Origin of the sequence: Paenibacillus sp. TAF43_2 (genome assembly GCF_052113545.1) — a bacterium.
In the GTDB taxonomy this organism is placed as follows: domain Bacteria; phylum Bacillota; class Bacilli; order Paenibacillales; family Paenibacillaceae; genus Pristimantibacillus.
The window spans coordinates 1-18,306 of record NZ_JBFRDK010000069.1; the positions used below are offsets into that span (position 1 = coordinate 1).

16 protein-coding genes are annotated in these 18,306 nt (G+C 40.7%); 12 read left to right on the top strand and 4 right to left on the bottom strand.

The features are described 5' to 3' along the window. Together AB4Z17_RS16175 and AB4Z17_RS16180 are read left to right on the top strand one after the other, a co-directional pair. Positions 1 to 646, top strand: a 646-nt coding sequence (locus AB4Z17_RS16175; protein ID WP_441960843.1) for an FtsX-like permease family protein, incomplete at its 5' end; no start/stop codon positions are given. Next, the gene (locus AB4Z17_RS16180; RefSeq protein WP_441960844.1) at positions 643 to 2,457 is read left to right on the top strand and encodes an ABC transporter ATP-binding protein/permease; all 1,815 of its coding nucleotides are present in this window, start codon (positions 643 to 645) and stop codon (positions 2,455 to 2,457) included. The genes AB4Z17_RS16175 and AB4Z17_RS16180, both read left to right, overlap by 4 nt. A 127-nt stretch (positions 2,458 to 2,584) precedes the next feature. Here the strand turns inward: AB4Z17_RS16180 and AB4Z17_RS16185 are convergent, their stop codons facing one another. Further along, on the bottom strand, positions 2,585 to 4,246 hold the full coding sequence (locus tag AB4Z17_RS16185) for a sensor histidine kinase (protein WP_441960846.1): 1,662 nt from the start codon (positions 4,244 to 4,246) through the stop codon (positions 2,585 to 2,587). A gap of 7 nt (positions 4,247 to 4,253) precedes the next feature. Beyond that, positions 4,254 to 4,937 (bottom strand): response regulator transcription factor, encoded by a 684-nt coding sequence (locus AB4Z17_RS16190; protein ID WP_441960847.1) that lies wholly within the window; start codon positions 4,935 to 4,937, stop codon positions 4,254 to 4,256. Positions 4,938 to 5,165: 228 nt separating this feature from the next. Here AB4Z17_RS16190 and AB4Z17_RS16195 point away from each other — a divergent pair, with 228 nt between their 5' ends. The 7 genes from AB4Z17_RS16195 (at position 5,166) to AB4Z17_RS16225 (ending at position 14,227) form a co-directional block, all read left to right on the top strand. After that, positions 5,166 to 5,522 carry a nucleotide excision repair endonuclease gene (locus tag AB4Z17_RS16195; RefSeq protein ID WP_076266468.1) on the top strand — a complete coding sequence of 119 codons (357 nt, stop codon included), beginning with the start codon at positions 5,166 to 5,168 and terminating at the stop codon, positions 5,520 to 5,522. Between the two features lie 208 nt (positions 5,523 to 5,730). Beyond that, positions 5,731 to 6,708, top strand: a complete 978-nt coding sequence (locus tag AB4Z17_RS16200) for a ring-cleaving dioxygenase (protein ID WP_441912931.1) — start codon at positions 5,731 to 5,733, stop codon at positions 6,706 to 6,708. Between the two features lie 111 nt (positions 6,709 to 6,819). Continuing rightward, complete coding sequence (locus AB4Z17_RS16205) at positions 6,820 to 7,161, top strand: zinc ribbon domain-containing protein YjdM (RefSeq protein ID WP_054025674.1); 342 nt, start codon at positions 6,820 to 6,822, stop codon at positions 7,159 to 7,161. A gap of 161 nt (positions 7,162 to 7,322) precedes the next feature. Further along, positions 7,323 to 11,378 carry an S-layer homology domain-containing protein gene (locus AB4Z17_RS16210; protein ID WP_441960848.1) on the top strand — a complete coding sequence of 1,352 codons (4,056 nt, stop codon included), beginning with the start codon at positions 7,323 to 7,325 and terminating at the stop codon, positions 11,376 to 11,378. 389 nt (positions 11,379 to 11,767) lie between these two features. Then, complete coding sequence (locus AB4Z17_RS16215) at positions 11,768 to 12,457, top strand: N-acetylmannosamine-6-phosphate 2-epimerase (RefSeq protein WP_441960849.1); 690 nt, start codon at positions 11,768 to 11,770, stop codon at positions 12,455 to 12,457. A 9-nt stretch (positions 12,458 to 12,466) separates the two neighbouring features. Next, positions 12,467 to 13,360: an ROK family protein gene (locus AB4Z17_RS16220; RefSeq protein ID WP_441960851.1), complete on the top strand. Its 894-nt coding sequence runs from the start codon at positions 12,467 to 12,469 to the stop codon at positions 13,358 to 13,360. 12 nt (positions 13,361 to 13,372) lie between these two features. After that, positions 13,373 to 14,227, top strand: coding sequence for a MurR/RpiR family transcriptional regulator (locus AB4Z17_RS16225; protein WP_441912936.1), 855 nt, complete (start codon positions 13,373 to 13,375; stop codon positions 14,225 to 14,227). 141 nt (positions 14,228 to 14,368) lie between these two features. On the opposite strand, the gene AB4Z17_RS16230 is transcribed toward AB4Z17_RS16225, so the two are convergent. Both AB4Z17_RS16230 and AB4Z17_RS16235 read right to left on the bottom strand, forming a co-directional pair. After that, on the bottom strand, positions 14,369 to 14,992 hold the full coding sequence (locus tag AB4Z17_RS16230; protein WP_441960853.1) for an acetate uptake transporter: 624 nt from the start codon (positions 14,990 to 14,992) through the stop codon (positions 14,369 to 14,371). 189 nt (positions 14,993 to 15,181) lie between these two features. After that, positions 15,182 to 16,324: an acyltransferase gene (locus tag AB4Z17_RS16235; protein WP_441960854.1), complete on the bottom strand. Its 1,143-nt coding sequence runs from the start codon at positions 16,322 to 16,324 to the stop codon at positions 15,182 to 15,184. A 213-nt stretch (positions 16,325 to 16,537) separates the two neighbouring features. On the opposite strand from AB4Z17_RS16235, the gene AB4Z17_RS16240 reads away from it, so the two are divergent. The 3 genes from AB4Z17_RS16240 to AB4Z17_RS16250 all read left to right on the top strand — a co-directional run bounded on the left by AB4Z17_RS16240 (position 16,538) and on the right by AB4Z17_RS16250 (position 18,272). Then, positions 16,538 to 16,897 carry a VOC family protein gene (locus tag AB4Z17_RS16240; RefSeq protein ID WP_441960856.1) on the top strand — a complete coding sequence of 120 codons (360 nt, stop codon included), beginning with the start codon at positions 16,538 to 16,540 and terminating at the stop codon, positions 16,895 to 16,897. A gap of 176 nt (positions 16,898 to 17,073) precedes the next feature. Then, complete coding sequence (locus AB4Z17_RS16245; RefSeq protein ID WP_441912944.1) at positions 17,074 to 17,667, top strand: DUF1349 domain-containing protein; 594 nt, start codon at positions 17,074 to 17,076, stop codon at positions 17,665 to 17,667. Positions 17,668 to 17,741: 74 nt separating this feature from the next. Further along, the gene (locus AB4Z17_RS16250; protein WP_441960857.1) at positions 17,742 to 18,272 is read left to right on the top strand and encodes a hypothetical protein; all 531 of its coding nucleotides are present in this window, start codon (positions 17,742 to 17,744) and stop codon (positions 18,270 to 18,272) included. Positions 18,273 to 18,306: the final 34 nt, after the last annotated feature.

An 18,306-nucleotide genomic window follows, 5' to 3' on the forward strand; every position in this document is an offset into this window, starting at 1 on the left:
GGATACAACAGCTGTGGTAGAGATTAATGGTGAGATTAAGGAGTTTCCAGTAAACGACTCATTCTTTTTCAGTAAATCATCAGTTATGGAAATGCGTGAACAGGCGAACATGAAATCCAAAACGTCTAATTTCTCGATGAGAGCAAATAGCGCTGAAGACATGATTTCATTGAAAGACGAGCTGCTGGCGATGGGAATTGTGCCGAATGGCAGGTTTGAACTGGTCGAAGATATGGTTCGATTAAATGCTCAGGCKAAAGAACAATCAGGCTCAGCTGTCATTGTCATTAGCATTCTGTCTCTAATCGTTTCGTTTGCCATTTCGTTCATGACAGCGGCTATGCGAAAAAGAGAATATGCGATTTTCAAAATAAACGGCTATAGGAATAGCGATCTAACAAAAATGACGTTCGTGGAATACTTGTTTGTTAGCTTAGCAGCATTTGTATTATTTGTGTTGGCCTCTCCACTCATCAACATGGCTATGAATTCAATTGCTGGCTCGCCGGGTGTTTTGGAAGCCAAATCATATGCTATAGAAGCGGGCCTGATAATCCTCATTGCTTGGTTTTGCAGCTTGATRACAACGATGGTGATTGGGACTGTAAATACATTCAAATCGTTGAAGTCAGGTGACAGATCATGATTATTTTAGAAGAGGTAACAAAAAAATATGGTGACCAAACTATTTTAAACCATATAGGCTATACGTTTCGGGATACAGGGATTACTTGTATTCTTGGCGCATCAGGCAGTGGGAAAAGTACATTATTGAACCTGCTCGCAGGGTTTGATATGAATTACAAAGGAAACATTACGGTATGCGATGAGAAAATTACAGAAATGACTCCAGCAGAGCTTTGCCAATTCCGACAAAACCATATCGGGTTTATTTTTCAAAGTTACAATTTAATAAGCGGCTATACTGTTTTGGAAAATATTTTACTCGCAGCTGAGCTGAATGGAAAATCAGCGCAAGAAAACCGTGATAAGGTATTTGCATTAATCAAAGAGTTGGGCATCGAAACGAAGGCAGAAGAAAAAGTAGAAAACCTATCAGGGGGGCAAAAGCAACGCGTAGCGATTGCGAGAGCACTTGTGAATAATCCGCAAATATTATTCGCAGATGAGCCTACTGGAGCACTTGATCGTGAGTTAGCTAATCAAATTATGGATATCTTGAAGGAAGTGGCAAGGGATCGGCTGGTCGTTGTCATTACCCATGATAAAAAGATATGTTCGTGGGCTGATGAAGTTTTGTCTACCCAAAATGGGAAGATACAGGTTATTTCATCTCAAGTAACATCAGCAGAACAAACGATAGTCCAAAAGCAAATCAAAGCAAGGCATACGAGTAACCGTGCCCAGGTATCCATTTGGAAACGTGCTTTTAAAAATTTTAGAGTGCGGCTATTTCGTTATATGGCAGTTAGCTTGGTCATTGCAATAGGAATTGCGCTGTTTGTTGTGTCACTCTCATCCAGCAACATCATGAGTCAGTCTATTACTGATTTTAAAGGCAAAAACACCGCGTTCAATAATGGATACATCGCGTTAAATGAGAAACAAGATCCATTCAAGCTATTAAGCCAGGATCATAGAATTGAAAATGTCTATTATCAATATGTACTCAAGGACGTAGAACTTACTCTAAGTGTAGGGATCGTTAGCTTTAAAGAGAAAATACCCATGCCAAGAGCCACTGAAAATATGTCATATGGCATCATGCCGAGATATGGGGAGAACGAGATTTCAATTACGCCAAGTGTAGGGAGAAAACTTACCGATAATATTCGTGAGCTCATAGGTCAAAGAATAACGCTAAAATATAACGGACACAGTTTCCCTCTCACAATCAGCGGTATCTATAACGCAGGTTATGATGATTTTTTCATCAGCTCCGATGTGGAGCAATCACTGTATGGGCATGAGAGAGGAGAGCAGCCATTCTCAGTTTCTTATGATGTGACAAGCTTTTCGGATATTGTGCCGGTAACAGAGGATTTGGAAAAACAAAACATAACGACCAAAACGGCTGTGGAGCAAGTCGCTGCTCTGGAGAAAACCTTTAACAGCGTAAAGAAGCTTTTTCTTGCTGTGTCCATTCTTATTTTATCCATCGCACTATTTATTAGCATTGTACTGCTTGCTAAACAAACAAACGCTAGATATCGTGAGATCGGAATTTTAGCAGCTCTCGGCTACAACAAGGGATGGATCAGGGGGATATTAGCTGCTGAAAACATCCTTTTAGCTAGTACATCAACGATTCTCAGTATCGGAATGTTCTTCGTCATCAGTTATGTATATAGCCTTTTGCTAGGGGGCGGAATGATCATACAAGCCCTGCAAATGGCGATTACCATCATTTCAACATTTATCATTATTCTTTTAATGAGTACGATAGTTAGTCGGAAACTAATTGCTGCTGAGCCAGCGGATGCTCTTCGGAAATAAAGGATTGCCAAGTAATACTTAGTGATGTTTAAAGGCGATATCGTGTTGCAAACGAAAACAGTCTATACTCCTGAATGATAGGGGTTTAGACTGTTTTTTTGTTATATTTTCAGCTAATTGACCTTAGTTAATTATGATCCAGTAGAGGAAGGGTCAAATAAAACGTTACACCATCCACTTCATTAAACACGCCATACTCACTTTCATGTCGCTGTAAAATCGCTTTTACGATGGACAAGCCGATGCCGGTTCCTCCAAGCTCACGGCTGCCTGATTGGTCGGCTCTATAGAAAGTGTCCCAAATATAAGGGAGATCCTCTTCGGGAATAGGCATGCCCTCATTTTTAAGCTCTACCCGTGCGGATGTCTGTTCCGTCTTTATACGTATTTCAAGATTTCCTTGAACGGGGGTATGGCGTATAGCGTTGCCAAGCAGGTTGATCAGCACTTGCTCCAGCCGCTGCCGATCTGATCGCACCCATAGTTCTTCAGCATCTAGTCCAATCAGCTGAGGACGAATGGATTTCTCATGCAAGAGTGGAGCCATTTTTGTTAGTACCGATTGTACCGTTTCATAAAGCGGGACCGTTGACCATTGCAGTGCAAACCGGCCGCTCTCTAGTTGGGATAGATCGAGCAAATCGGCGACAAGACGGGCCATTCGCTCCGATTCCTCGATAATCACGGCCGTATATTTATCGCTTTTTAGTCCGTTTGCTACATTGTCTTGGAGCGCTTCTGCATAACCTTGGATTAGACTGACCGGTGTTTTTAATTCATGTGATACGCTTGCTACGAATTGCCTACGCATGCGTTCTAGCTGCTTTTCTTTCTCAATATCATCAAGCAATTTCATATTCGCTTCCTGCAATTCGGCCATCGTTTGCTGCAGATTAAGGGCAAGGCTATTCATCGTTCCCGCGAGCTGGCCGATTTCATCCTTCCGGTTCATACGTACGAATGCAGTGAAATCGAGCTTGGCCAGACGCTTTGCTACTTTGTTCAGCTGCATCAGCGGCAATGTAATGGTGCGTGAAAGGAAATAAGCAAACAGTAAAATAGGGATGGCAGCAAGCGCGTAAAAATACATATAAAATCGGCTCATAACTTGAACGGCATCGCCGACGGGCTGGAGTGTAGCCAGCGCAATCAAATACGCATCTCCGCCTCTATGGTTCACTGTATTCGGCAGCTTCACTGCGGCAATCAGCATGTTTTCGTTATCAGCATTAAAGGATGATATTTTCGTCACGCTCACATGTCCTGTTTGGGATAGTGTGCTGAATCGGTCGTTATTTTGCAGCCAAATGCTCATGGCGTCTGACAGCCGATTACTGTAGGGATTAACATAAGCTGCAGGTACAAGGGGTTGGCTTCTAATGTTCTTATCATCCAGATGAGGCTGGACGTAAGGTTCGGGATCAAGTTGAATCGATATATCGTAATCATTATTAAGGATGATGGAGGGCGTCACAGGTATAGCAGGAATGGCTTTGTAGCCCCCAGCATACACGTCGATTTTGTTTCCTTGCTTGTACAACGTGGCTGTTACACCGTAAAAGCGTTGTTCAAAGCTGACGACCTCTTCTGGCTTGACGTTTAGATCATAAACACCGGATGCATACTTATGATAAATGCTTTCCATCTGCTGAGATAGCTCATTCGACTTCTGCTCGATATAAAACGTTCCGAAAAATTTAGTCTGGAGCACCATCCAAAGAATGATAAATAACATCAAAGCGACCAAGGTCACCCAAAAAATTTTGAAATCCAATCGCTCTCTCTTCATAAATACCTCATGTTTTGTTTTGAAATTTATAGCCATTGTTGCGCACGGTTTGGATGTAATCAGCCTTGTCTCCTAGTTTTTTGCGTAGACGTTTAATCTGCGTATCGACTGTACGGGCATCGCCGAAATAATCGATCCCCCATAAGCGATCAAGAAGAGTATCTCTTGTTAATACGATATTTGGATGCTGGTAGAAGAACAGCAGCAGTTCGTATTCTTTTGGCGACAATTCGAGAAGCTTGCCGTAAAGATAAACTTCATGGGCTTGCTCATTAATTTCCAAATCATGATGCTTCTTCAGCTCTGCGGCCCCATCATGAACATGCCATCGGTTTAATAAGGCTTTAATTTTTGCGATCAATACTTTGGGGCTAAATGGCTTAGTTACATAATCGTCTGCCCCCAATTCGTAGCCATATAACTTATCTTCTTCCTCCGACCTAGCCGTTAGCATAACAATTATAGTCTGGGAGTGACTGCGAAGCTGCTTGCATACTTCAAAACCATCTATACCGGGCATCATAATATCAAGCACAACGAGATCAGGCGGCGTATGGCGAGCATGCTCCAACGCTTCATAGCCATTTGCTGCTTGTATGATGCGGTAGCCCTCTTCTTCCAAATAATCTGCAACAAGCTCCCGCATTCGAGGCTCATCCTCAACGATGAGTATTAAGGGCTGTTTCACCATATTGGATTCAATCTCCTCTTTAGCCCTTGTTATTCTACTGTCATAGGGGCATTATGATTCATATTGTTGAAGCTCACTAATTACCACCATTATGGAGGAAATGATCCTGTAAACGCAATGCTGCCCTATATACCGGCTCATTCGCCCCTAATTTGCATTGCCAATGGTTTTCATTTGTCGTTTTATGATAGTATATAGACCTATACGCTAAGAAGGAAGTGAACCATTATGATCAACATAACGATTCCGGCGCCGGACGTAACCATAACCAAGCAGGTTAATCCACAGCTGAGCAATATTTATGGCTTTACTGATTTTCACCTGATTACAAGGGAGCACGGCGGTTTCTTTATGTTTTACAACGATAAGGACGAGCTGCTGTTTGTCGGCAAGGCACGAAAGCTAAGACCCCGTATCAAAAAACATTTTGAGGATTCCGTATCCGTCATGAAAAATCATCGCAATGAGGTTACTAAAATCGAGGTTTATGTTAATGAGGATTCGGTTGATCGCGAGATTTACGAAACATACCTTATAAACAAATTTAGAGCGAAATACAATGTAGAAAAAGTGTTCTTTAAATAAATAGATCGACAAACACAAAGCAATGAGCGCAGTCATTAGGACGAGGCTTATTGTTTTTTTGTTTGGCGAGATGGCGGCTTGTTGACATCGAAAAGTAAACCTGTTATATTTATCTTAAATTAAAGATAATTAAATTAAAGATTGTTTTTAAAAGATGATTTGTATTCATGAACCACGGGAAAGCTAAAATTGAATGGAGGAATATATAATGAATCAATTAAAAGGTATCCATCACGTTACGGCAATTACAAGCAGTGCAGAGCGCAACTATGACTTTTTTACAAATGTGTTAGGCATGCGATTAGTGAAAAAAACGGTGAACCAAGACGATATTCAAACGTATCACTTGTTTTTTGCAGATGATAAAGGCAACGCAGGCACTGACATGACATTTTTCGATTTTCCACATATTCCGAAAGGCGTGCATGGAACGAACGAAATTTCAAAAACTTCATTCCGAATTCCGAATGATGCGGCCCTGCAATACTGGGTAGAGCGCTTCAACCGTCTAGATGTGAAGCATACCGGTATTCAAGAAATGTTTGGCAAGAAATCACTTTCGTTCGTTGACTTTGATGACCAACAGTATCAATTGATTTCGGATGAAAATAATAAAGGGGTAGCTTCAGGAGTTCCTTGGGAAAAAGGACCAATCCCGTTAGAGCACGCGATTACGGGTCTAGGGCCAATCTTCATTCGTATTTCTAATTTCGAGAACTTCAAAACGATGCTGGAGAAAGTACTGTTGTTCAAAGAAATTGACCAAGACGGTTCATTCCATCTATTTGAGGTTGGTGAAGGCGGAAACGGAGCTCAAGTTATCGTAGAATACAATGCTGTACTTCCACAAGCGCATCAAGGCTTCGGCACCGTTCACCACGTAGCATTCCGTGTAGAAGACCGCGGCGTATTGAATGAATGGATCGAGCGCCTAGAGAGCTTCCGATTACCGTCATCAGGCTATGTAAACCGTCACTTTTTCGAATCGTTGTACGCTAGAGTGGCTCCGCAAATTTTATTCGAATTTGCAACGGATGGTCCAGGGTTTATGGGTGATGAGCCTTATGAGACGCTTGGTGAAAAATTATCGCTGCCTCCTTTCCTAGAGCCTAAGCGTGAAGAAATCGAAAAATTAGTCCGTCCAATCGATACGGTTCGCAGTACGAAGGAGTTTATTAAAGAGTAATGCTTTAGAAATAGACAGAGGCAGTGGATTGATTGGACAATATCCCCTATACTTGTAAGGCAACTTCAAGGAGAACTTGAATGTACAATAAGGAATGGGGGACATGAATTTATGTCTAGTTTGCCAAATTGCCCGGAATGTAATTCTGAATACACGTATGAGGATGGCAGTCTGCTAATCTGTCCAGAATGCAGTCATGAGTGGAGCTTACAATCAGAATCCGATAACGATGAAGATAAAAGAATAATTAAAGATGCGAATGGAAATGTGCTGAACGATGGCGATTCTGTAACGGTCATTAAGGACCTTAAAGTTAAAGGAAGCTCGCTCGTTATCAAAATAGGCACAAAAGTAAAAAACATCCGTTTGATTGAAGGCGATCATGATATTGATTGTAAAATTGATAGCTTTGGCGCTATGAAATTGAAGTCGGAATTTGTTAAGAAAATCTAAATCTTCAAATTATTGAAAGCCCTCTATTTGTGGAGGGCTTTTTTGTGCTTTATTGTGATTTTAATCCAAATATTTATAAAATGGTTTATTATTCGACAGGGATTTTCCTCTAAGCGTCGTAATAGGTAAAGTAAGGAAAAATATATTGTCGGAGGGTAACTATGTTGAATGTTTTTAAGAATGGATTAAAGAGAAAGCTGCTCTTCTTGGTGTTCGCACTCACATTATTAAATCCAATTGCAGGACCATTGGAGACAAGAGACACCGTTTATGCTGACCCAAGCAACACATCATTAAAACCCTCACAAGCTGTAACGCTAGAAACCTCCGTAACCGATTGGGTTTATGATGAGAATGCGGGTTCAATCTATGCCATATCAAGTGAAGCCAACAAGCTATATTTCTTAAATGCAGAGAACTTGACCATAGACAAAGAACTTCTTGTAGGATCTATGCCAAAAGATATTGAGCAATACGGCAACGAGCTTTTTATTACTCTCTCTGGAGCGTCAGGCATTCGTGTCGTTGATGCCCAATCCAAATCATTAGGCGCATTATTAACGACGATAGGTCAGCCCAAAGATCTGGCAATCACGTCCGATTTTATTTTTTATTCCAATACAATTACGGGTTGGGAGCAGGTTTATAAACTCGATCGTAGAACAGGTGTCAGCACACTACTTCAACCAACCGTTTTAAAYGGTTCAGTATTAAGAGCGGATGAGCAAACTCACACGTTATATATCGGTGAGACAGAATCATCGGGTTCTGATTTATACGCAGTAAATTACTTGACGAACGAAATAGTAAGCAGTGATACTTATGCTGGCGACTATGGCTTTGGGTTCCCATATCCTAAAATACTATTTGACGGGACAGATATTTTCTTCGGAGGTTCCAGACTAAACGGAAGCAATCTTGCAGAAATTCATGGAGCTTATCCAAGAGTAGGGGATTACTACTATTTAGACTCTCAATTACTAGATCTGAAGGGAAAATATATAGCTGCAAGTCAAGGTATTTACGACAAGGATCATTTTTTGATGATTGCTAAATTTCCGTATGAAGCAAGCAGAGCACTGATAGGGGAGAATGGGCGCGTATATCTTCAAAATAGAGACTTCAGTCAAAACAAAATTGAAGCTTATGATTTGAATTTAAATGTCCCGACACCAACGCTAACTTTTGCAACGGATAATAAGACCTCCATCCAATCTGATTATAAGATTGACAGTTGGACTACAGATGATACAACACCGTACCTTTATCTTGTGTCGTCTGAGACAAATGAACTGGCTGTCATAAATAAAGATAATCTTACGCTCGTTAGTAAACGTTTTGTAGGATCTAAGCCAGTAAATATTGAATTAAGAAATAATAAGCTTTATATTGCGCTCCGAGGTGAAACGCATATTGGTGTTCTCGACACCAATGATATTCAAGCCGAAATAAAGAGAATTCTAATTCCGTCAAACCCGGATAAAGTCCTTCCTGCCAGAACCAATGTATTTTATTGGGGGCAAGACACGTTTCATAATTTTCATGTCACTGATGGGATAACCGACAAGCGTGTATTTACACAATCAAGCGAGACTTCTTTTGGCTCAGCGGATTACGATCCGACAGACAATTCGGTTTATGCCGGTGGCTATAGCAATATTTATAAAATCAATGTCGATACACTATCATATACGTCTAAGGATAATGTAGTGGAATTTTCTTGTACAGGATCACTCGTCATCAATGGAGACAGTTTACATTACTGTGGTAAAAGATTTGCAAAAAATAATTTTAATGTGGTGTTGGGCACTTACCCAGAAAGGGTAATCCAAGCCTTTGACCACTTAGTGTTTAGCGAAAGTGCTATTTATGACAGAGATTCCTATGTAGTAAAGACGGGCATTCCTTTCGCTATTAATGATGCCTACGTGTCCAATGATCAAACTATATTTGTATCCACTGCAAAGAAAATTTATAAGTTCGCAGCCGTAGAGGCCATTTCGAATCATGTCGTGACACAGATGATTCCAAGCAATGTTATGTTTGTTGATATGGGTGAAAAGCCAGGGGAATTGGATGGTAGTCTTATCTTTCAGCGGGCTAAAGACTACGAAAATATTGAAAGATATGAATTCTATTTCCTGAACGAAAATGGGAATAAAATTGCCCCAATTTATGGATATCCAGAACAATATTTTGTTGAAAATATGTTGAGTTATGATATTAACCCAACTATTATTCCCGCAGCAGCAAAGTACATTGCCGTCTATGCTGTGCCAAAGAATCAGAAAATAACGAACTTAATCCCAGCTAAAACCATCATTTGGGATGTACCTACTTATTTCGCTAATGCATTCAATTTTAGTGACCAGAATGCTGATCCTAAATTTATACAGGGCAAGGTAAGCTGGCTGCCAAGCAAAGAGCTTGCAAATTTAACTTATCAACTTTATTTATTTGGTGAAGACGGCTTGATTGGCAATGCAATTGCTCAAATAGCAGGCGGTAAATCTTCCTACTCCATGGATGTTGCAAAAATGCAGCTGCCTGTTGATGCAATGGGTTTGGCTCTGGTTCAAAAAAGCGGAGAGTCAGAAGCTCCTGTTTACCAATATCTAATTTTTGATGACTTTATTACTCCTGATCTGAAACCAGCCGATATCGTGCTGGTTAAATACCAAATCGCCGATGATACGATTACAGTCCATAATGTTAATGCCGGCGAATATATTATGGTCTATACAATGAACCAACAGCTTATTGGATCGATCAAAGTCCCAGCAGGGGCGACGTCAGTTACACTTAAACTGGGCAACTTCGGAAAGCCTGGCGAAAAGCTTATGGTGTCCAGAGCTGCTGAAGGTAAATTTGAAAGCAATGCGACCATTGTGACCATTCCTTCTATTACAAATGATAGTGGTAATGGAGGAGGCGGTGGCGGCGGTGGCGGCGGTGGTGGCGGTCCCATTATCGGAACACCAGGTCCTGTGCTGCCGTTAGAGCCTAAAGGTTTGGAAGCTGTTATTGAAAAGGACAGCAATGGAAAATCTTTTGGAAAAGTAAATGTTTCGACTTCTTATATGACATCAGAACAGGAAAAAGAAGATTTTCAGAAAACAAAAACGATTTCATTGGTCACTCTAAGCAATGAATCAAGCATTGTTTTTCAAATACCGACGGATGGTATACAAAAATTGTTCAATTATTCGAAAGACGGAAAAATTGTAATTTCAACGCCTGCGGGCTCATGGACGATTAGCACACAATCGCTTTTGGCAGCAATAGGTGTAAATAAAAACGCTCAATCAATTGCAGTGAAGATTGAGCAGGTGGACGATAAAGACATACTTAATCTTACAAATCATTTGCCAAAAGGGAGTCAAGTGCTTGGCAAGCCAGTGAAGTTTGAAGTGTCAGCGATCGATGCTGGGAAAACAACCCTGTTGAATGATTTCAACCAATATGTAAATCATACAATTATAGTACAAAGCGCGAGTGTTACTCTGAATGAGCTCGCTGGATTAATGTTTGACCCCTTGTCCAACACCTTTGTTTCGGTTCCTGTAAAATTTGAATTTGTGAATGGTGTGTTGACGGGCTCGTTATTCAGAAAAGGCAATTCGATATATACAATCGTCAAAAATAAAACGGTGTTTAAAGATTTGCCAGCCTCTTCTGCATATGCAGAGAGCATTCAAGCGCTGGCTAACCGAACCGTTGTGAATGGCTTCCCGGACGGTACTTTTAAACCTGAGAACAAGGTAACCCGTGCCGAATTCGCTTCGATGCTGAATAAAGCTCTGGGTATTACAGGGTCGGCTTCTACAAACAGCAATGCTTTTAAGGATGTGGCTTCAAAGGCATGGTATTCGAACAATATCCACGCATCTGTTGAGGCAGGAATTATTGATGGATATGAGGATGGCAGCTTTAAGCCAAATCAAACGATCAGTCATCAAGAAATGGTAGCTATGCTTATAAAAGCGCTGCATTACGCAGGTTATCAAGCGCCAACATCAACTAATCAGGCAAGCAGCAATGCAGAGACCTCTGCAGAGCTGCCAGCATGGGCGAAATCCTATTATGATGAAGCTCAAAAAGCAGGTCTTATAGGCCGATTAAATGATTCATTTGTTTTTAAGACAAACGCAGAAGCAACAAGAAAAGATTGTGCTTTGCTAATTTACAGAGTATTGAACGATATTCTGTTTCAATAATTAGAGAATGCTGCGCTAAAGCTTCGTTTTATGCACAGACCACTGAGTGGATTAACGTCCATTTCGTGGTCTGTTTTTTTGTATTTGTATTAAAAATTATTATCTTTGCAGCATTTGGTTTGCTTATGCACTCCAAACGTTTTTTCAGAATGCTTGCTGGACAAAATTCAAGTGGTGAAAATATTTTTCATAAATATAATAATAGTGAAATTAATTTACAAAGCTGAGTTTCTATGATATGTTGTTTGTGTCTTAATAGGAAAAAAGAAAAATATTACAATCTTAATGGTCGGGACCACAGCTTTGATACAGGATTTTAAACCGAATATTGCTTATAAGATGGCAGCAGCAGTCAAAGAGTAAATAAAACAGCAGTGGAGTGGAGCCCAATGAATAGAAATAGAAATGTACTTGATAGGATAAGAAGAAAGTTGGTCGTTTCCTGCCAAGCCTTGCCGGATGAACCGCTTCATAGTCCATTTATTATGGGGAGAATGGCATATGCAGCATTTTTGGGCGGTGCTTCAGGAATTCGTGCCAACAGCGTAGAGGATATTAGGGAAATTAAGCAACAGGTAGATCTACCGATCATCGGTATTATAAAAAAGGATTATGAGGGCTCTTCCGTATTCATCACCCCTACGATGAAGGAAGTGGATGAACTTTGCCGCGAAGGCGTGGATATCATCGCAATGGATGCAACAAATCGTGTGAGGCCGGACGGTTCAACGATATCGGAATTATTTCCTTTACTACGAGATAAGTATAAAGATCAGCTCTTTATGGCGGATTGCTCGACCTATGCTGAAGCTATCGAGGCTGCAGCGCTAGGGTTTGACATTATTGGGACGACTCTTAGYGGCTATACGGAAGCAACAAAAGATAATGTTTTGCCGGATTTTCAGTTGATAGAGAAGCTCGTGAATACGATATCCGTTCCGATTATTGCGGAGGGCGGTATCTCAACACCTGAGGAACTAAAACGATTATTTGACCAAGGGATATATTCGGCTGTAGTGGGATCTTCCATTACTAGACCGATGGAAATAACCAAAAAATTCGTAAAGGCTGTTGAATAGCCCATGGGAATGAACATTTTAGCGGCAGATATTGGCGGTACCCATACGAAGATAGGCATTTGCGATGAACGAGGCTGTATCACTCAGTTCAAGGAGTATGCAACTGAAGCTCATATGGGCGGCAAGCATCTCATGGAAAAACTTCTTTTCCAAATGGAGTCGTATCAGCATTTTGATGCTGTCGCTATTAGTACGGCCGGACAAGTGAACGCGGATGAGGGCTGCATCTTGTATGCCAATGAGAATATCCCGAGCTATACAGGCATGAAGGTCAGAGAGATCGTAGAGGATCGGTTCCATAAGCCTGTGAAGGTTGAAAATGATGTGAATGCGGCTGCTTTAGGCGAGGCGTGTTTTGGAGCAGCAAAGTCGTTTACTGATTTTTTATGCTTAACGTTTGGGACGGGGATTGGCGGAGCCATCGTCATAAATCGTCAGATCTATCGTGGTGCGAGCGGCTCAGCTGCTGAATTTGGTCATATGTTTACCCGTCCATTGTCTCAAAAGAATGGCGGCACGCGCAAATCATTTTATGAAACTTATGCCTCAACGACAGCCTTAATTCGAATGGCTCAAGAAGCTGATCCTGAAATTGTAGACGGAAAAGGTTTTTTTGATAAAATACAGGTAGGAAACGAACCATTACAACAAATATTGCATGCATGGACGACCGAGGTATCCGCGGGTCTGGCTTCACTCATTCATATTTTCAATCCACCTGCTATTATTGTAGGAGGCGGAGTGATGGAGCAGGATGAGCTTGTTCGAATGGTTGAGAAACAAACCAAAGCCTTAATTATGGAGAGCTTTGCGGGTGTGAACATCCTAAAGGCTTCTCTTGGAAATAAAGCTGGCTTATTAGGTGCGGCATCATTATTTCTACGCGGAATGGACAGGATTTAGGGAGGTGATCGGTTGCGCACTATCAATATTTTTACAACGATTCATTCGAAATACAACAACCTGACAAATACCGAAAGGAAAGTAGCAGACTATATTCTGGATAACTCGGAAGGTGTCGTCTACATGTCGATTACTGATCTTGCAGATCACTGTGGAGTGGGCGAGTCCAGCGTATTCCGGTTTTGCAGGTCGTTAAGCTATAAAGGGTATCAGGATTTTAAAATCGCCCTTGCACACAGCATCACCGCTGAAAACGAAATACCGCAGCTCACGGACAAGGTTCTGATGAATGATACGATGGATCAAGTGTCCTCTAAGGTGCTGTCATCCAACATAAGTGCATTGAACGAGACCTATAACTTAATCGATAACGAAAAAATGGATCAGGCGATTGAGCATTTGCTCCAAGCGGAACGTGTCATATTTTTTGGCGTTGGATCCTCCTTAATGACGGCAATGGAAGCGAAAATCAAATTTATGCGTATCACAAACAAAACGGAATGCAGCATCGATTCGCATCTGCAGATGATGTCAGCGGCTTTGATGACGAACCGGGATGTCGCTGTCGTTATTTCTTATTCCGGTTCTACAAAGGATACAATTGAAGTAGCGAAAAGGGCCAAAGAAAGCGGTGCTACCGTCATTTCGATTACGAGGTTCGTTAAGTCGCCGCTGACCTCTTACTCTGATCTGACGCTGCTGTGCGGAGCGAATGAAGGACCTCTGCAGGGCGGTTCCTTATCTGCGAAGATTTCACAGCTTTATTTGCTCGATGTTTTGTATGTGGAATATTTTAAAAGAACCTATGAAGATTCAATAAGGAATAAGGAAAGCACGGCTGCGTCGGTAGCTGTGAAGTTGCTATAAAGCTTACGGTGAACAAAAAGAGGCAGAGTGCGGTCGTTAAGCACTCTGCCTCTTTTTTTGATTTTCATAGAAAAAGCCGCTCTATCGCGGATCGGCACGAAGAGCGGCTGGCTTTAACATTGTATAATGATGAGATTCCGATTATGAACGAGGCTTGAAGATGCCAAAAGGCCGACCGATTGGCAGAAACACACGTCCAAAATGCGTATTCAGTACAGCTGCGCCTGCGGCATATAGCGATAGGAGAGCAATACCCATTTCAGCATAGGCAGCTAGTGCGTGGAACACGTCGGGTGCTATTCCGAATGCATCGAAGCTCAGTCCAAGGAAAAGCAGATCAATTAGAACGAAGATGAAGAATAATACTTTATTGGTCTCCGCTGCTCCGATAGTCATCAGCAGCGAGAAAATGAGATAACCGACAAAAGCAAAACCAAGCTGCTTGCTGTCTGCGATTGCAGCCAGCCCAGCGCCGAACACACCGAGCTTGATCAGCCAACTGCCGGCCATCGCCATCCAGAAGAAAGCATAAGCGCCAAAGGCGGTCATACCGAATGTATTGTTATGTTTTGCATCTTGAATAGAAGCAAAGAGCTGAGCAAAGGCGCCTAGAAAAATCGCCCATGGAATAACGAGGCTTAGCCCGTCAGTTAAGCCGAGCTTCTGTGAGGAAGCTACGAGCGTAACGATAGCCAGCCCAAATAAGCCGATGGCGCTTGGGTCGGCTGTTACAATTTTGACATTGGAATGATGTTCATTATGCATGTTAGAAAAGAAACCTCCAATAGTTTTCAGGGGTAAACCTGCAATAGTATAGTTGATTCTGCCGATACCAGAATTTCTAGTTTAACGGAAAAGACCTGGCGCGCATAGGGGGAAATTATTGAAAACGCCCCTTTTGCCTTGTTTCAGCAGAGGGGCGTCACATAAATGTTTTAAATTCAGCCTTTGCGGCTACTGTCCGAGCGATTTCTGTTTGGGGATAGGTCCGAATAAAATCCAATGTCCTTTCACTTTTCCAGCCCAAGCAACGATGATCCATGAGCCAATTAAAGCAAGGAAGAAGCCTCCTGCAATCCATGCTCCGTAAACGAGCGGACTCCCATTCACATCCATCATACGGTAATATCTGAGGAACATCGGATGCAGCAAGTACATGCCAAATGATGCATGGCTGAGATGAATAAGCACCGATTTCAAATATTCCATACGGGATGCCTTAATCCGAAGGGCTAGATGAATAAGCAGCAAACATGCCGAAGTAATATAAATTTCATTTTTAATTTGGACCAAAAAGCTATCGTTAAATAGTAGTTTTCCCTGCGCCTCGCGCAAGAAGTAGATCACGTTGATCGTGCCGGAAATGACTACTACTACAATTAATGTGCTGCGTAAAGCAATGCTGCTGCGTTTGCGCTCCCAGAAGGCATAAAACTTCGTATAGTTGATTCCGATATAAGCCCCGATACAAAAGTACAAGCTGTATGCGAAAAAACCGCTGGTGACGTATTTGATTCCCATTTCCTTGGCGTTCAGCATATAAATCCACTGAATGAGAAGTCCACCTGTGATCAGCCAATTGACGAGACGCGGCCATTTTCTCATCACATACCAAAGTACAGGGAAGAGCAAATAACACTGGATAATAATAAAGATAAAATACAAATGAGCATAGGTTTTTCCAATCAGCAATTTAACGAGAAAATCCCAAGTTTGAAAATAAGAGATAAACTGCTCGAAATTAATAAATCCGTATCTGAAATAGATGATAGTGGCATAATACATAAACGAAAATAGGAGAAACGGCAGCATAATTTTAGTGATGCGTTTCTTGTAGAACATCGTAGCTGTTTGTTTGTTTAATGGTTTATCATTGTAATTGTAGAAAAGAGATATGCCGCTGATCAGAATGAAGAGAGGTACGGCGAATTTGGATAACGTATTAAATAGGACAAGAATCAAAAACAGTGTGGAGTTACGATCGGTATTGACTACTGAAGAGGATGTCGCGTGAATCATAATGACAGCAAGTATGCCAAATGCGCGTAGGCTCTCAAGCTCAGTCAAAAGCGCCTTCTTAGCTGGCGGTTGAGACATTTATGCACCTCGTGAGTTAGTTGATAATTGAACAATATTTGTTGCTAAAATGCTGACAAGCTAGTATAGCACAAATGTGGAAAAATATAATGTAGTAGTTTAGGAGAAATTGTGCGCGGGCAGGAAAATTGAAAAAGGAACTTAAATTTAAATCTCGAATATCTAATGTAATCGGATAGCTAAAAATCTAATGACAGACAGGAGTTAGATGCAATGATAAAAGGTTTTGGCGGAATATTTTGGAGAACCAAAAATCTTGAAATGATAACAAAATGGTACAGTGAAGTGTTGAAGCTTGAAATAGGGAATTGGAATGGGACGATGATAAAACCCGAATCCGGAAATGAGACTATTTTTTCTTTTTTTAGTGAGAATGACAGTTATTTTCCATTAGAACAACAAGTGATGTTAAATTTCCAAGTACATAATGTAGACGAGACTATTAAGCATCTTGAACATATGGATGTACCACTTGCAAAGAACTTAGAGGTTAGTGAATTTGGGAAGTTTATATGGATTGAAGATCCAGAAGGTCGATTGATCGAGCTTTGGGAGAAAAACGGGGAACTATAACTTAACAAACACTATGGAGAGGCTGCCGGCATGAATCGGTAGCCTCGTTTAAGTAATGGGTAGTTAGAATACAATATCGAATAAGAAAAATAGGTTAGTTACATTTCGATTTGCCTAAATAGGATACTGCTGCTAATTCAGCTAATAGATAAATTAGAATTTATGGAGGAATCAAAATGGAAGCAATATTTCAAAGAGATCACTTATTCTGGGTACATGAGCCTAAAGAATATACGATTACTGATGGAGAAATTGTGATTAAAACAGAAGCTGGAACAGATTTTTGGCAAAGAACCTATTATGGTTTTCAAAACAACAATGCTCCTGCTTTGTTAATGAAAACCAATGAGAAATATTTTTCGTTTTTAGTAAAAACGGAATTTGACAGTAAACAACGCTTCGACCAGTGCGGCGTAATTATCTATCAAAATAGTGATAACTGGATAAAGGCTTCTATTGAATATGAAAATGAAGAATACCAGAGATTAGGAAGTGTTGTAACGAACTTAGGTTATTCTGATTGGGCAACTACGGATATTCCTGCAACAAAGAAATTTATGTATTACAGACTAAGCCGGCGCGAAAGCGATTATTGTATTGAAAATTCTTATGATGGTATTCACTATAATCAAATGCGTATTGCACACCTTTTTGAAGGAGCGGACAATATTCAGATTGGTATTTATGCTTGCAGTCCAGAAGAATCTTCATTTAATGCTGTTTTCACAGAAATGAAATTTACTGAATGCGAATGGAAAGAACACAAGTAACAAATTTCAGTTTAACTAATAGATAAATATAAATGATCGAATGGATAATTGGTAAGAGAAGGATATTCAAATTCATGGCTCATAAAGCGGGAAGAGGTATTATGGAACCACCAAAAGGAAGGTTAAAAGTAATTATGTTGTGTACAGCATTACCACTTGTAGCCGTTTCTGCATTCCTGTTCATATATAATTTCCCAAAAAAGATTGATCTTGAGTATCCAGCTTTGGAATATCGCGTAGGCAAACCTGAAAGTGGAGAAGTAACAACAATCAAAGTTAAGGGAACTATATATAAACCCTTGTTCCGTGATCCATCCTTTCATGGACAATTCATTATTAATAAATATGATTACACAAAAAATTATCAATTGCGGGATATAGATTTTTATCAAGATTTATTATTTTATCATCAGAATGAAAATGGAACACCTGTTCACAAGCCTTTAGGTTATCTAATGATCTCGGATAATTTCGCACAACTGAACATATATGTGAATGAAAAAATGAATGATAACCAATTGATAGGTAAGGACCTAAGAATATCGGCACCTGCTAAAAATTACGAGGAAGCCATGAGAATTAACGCAGAGTTAAAAGCGAACTAAATCGGCAAAAATCTGAAGCACCCCCATCGACAAC

Bases quoted from the DNA above. Each gene is read 5' to 3' on its own strand.
- AB4Z17_RS16180 (WP_441960844.1), top strand. From the start codon at position 643: ATGATTATTTTAGAAGAGGTAACAAAAAAATATGGTGACCAAACTATT.
- AB4Z17_RS16185 (WP_441960846.1), bottom strand. From the start codon at position 4,246: ATGAAGAGAGAGCGATTGGATTTCAAAATTTTTTGGGTGACCTTGGTC.
- AB4Z17_RS16190 (WP_441960847.1), bottom strand. From the start codon at position 4,937: ATGGTGAAACAGCCCTTAATACTCATCGTTGAGGATGAGCCTCGAATG.
- AB4Z17_RS16195 (WP_076266468.1), top strand. From the start codon at position 5,166: ATGATCAACATAACGATTCCGGCGCCGGACGTAACCATAACCAAGCAG.
- AB4Z17_RS16200 (WP_441912931.1), top strand. From the start codon at position 5,731: ATGAATCAATTAAAAGGTATCCATCACGTTACGGCAATTACAAGCAGT.
- AB4Z17_RS16205 (WP_054025674.1), top strand. From the start codon at position 6,820: ATGTCTAGTTTGCCAAATTGCCCGGAATGTAATTCTGAATACACGTAT.
- AB4Z17_RS16220 (WP_441960851.1), top strand. From the start codon at position 12,467: ATGAACATTTTAGCGGCAGATATTGGCGGTACCCATACGAAGATAGGC.
- AB4Z17_RS16230 (WP_441960853.1), bottom strand. From the start codon at position 14,992: ATGCATAATGAACATCATTCCAATGTCAAAATTGTAACAGCCGACCCA.
- AB4Z17_RS16235 (WP_441960854.1), bottom strand. From the start codon at position 16,324: ATGTCTCAACCGCCAGCTAAGAAGGCGCTTTTGACTGAGCTTGAGAGC.
- AB4Z17_RS16240 (WP_441960856.1), top strand. From the start codon at position 16,538: ATGATAAAAGGTTTTGGCGGAATATTTTGGAGAACCAAAAATCTTGAA.
- AB4Z17_RS16245 (WP_441912944.1), top strand. From the start codon at position 17,074: ATGGAAGCAATATTTCAAAGAGATCACTTATTCTGGGTACATGAGCCT.
- AB4Z17_RS16250 (WP_441960857.1), top strand. From the start codon at position 17,742: ATGGCTCATAAAGCGGGAAGAGGTATTATGGAACCACCAAAAGGAAGG.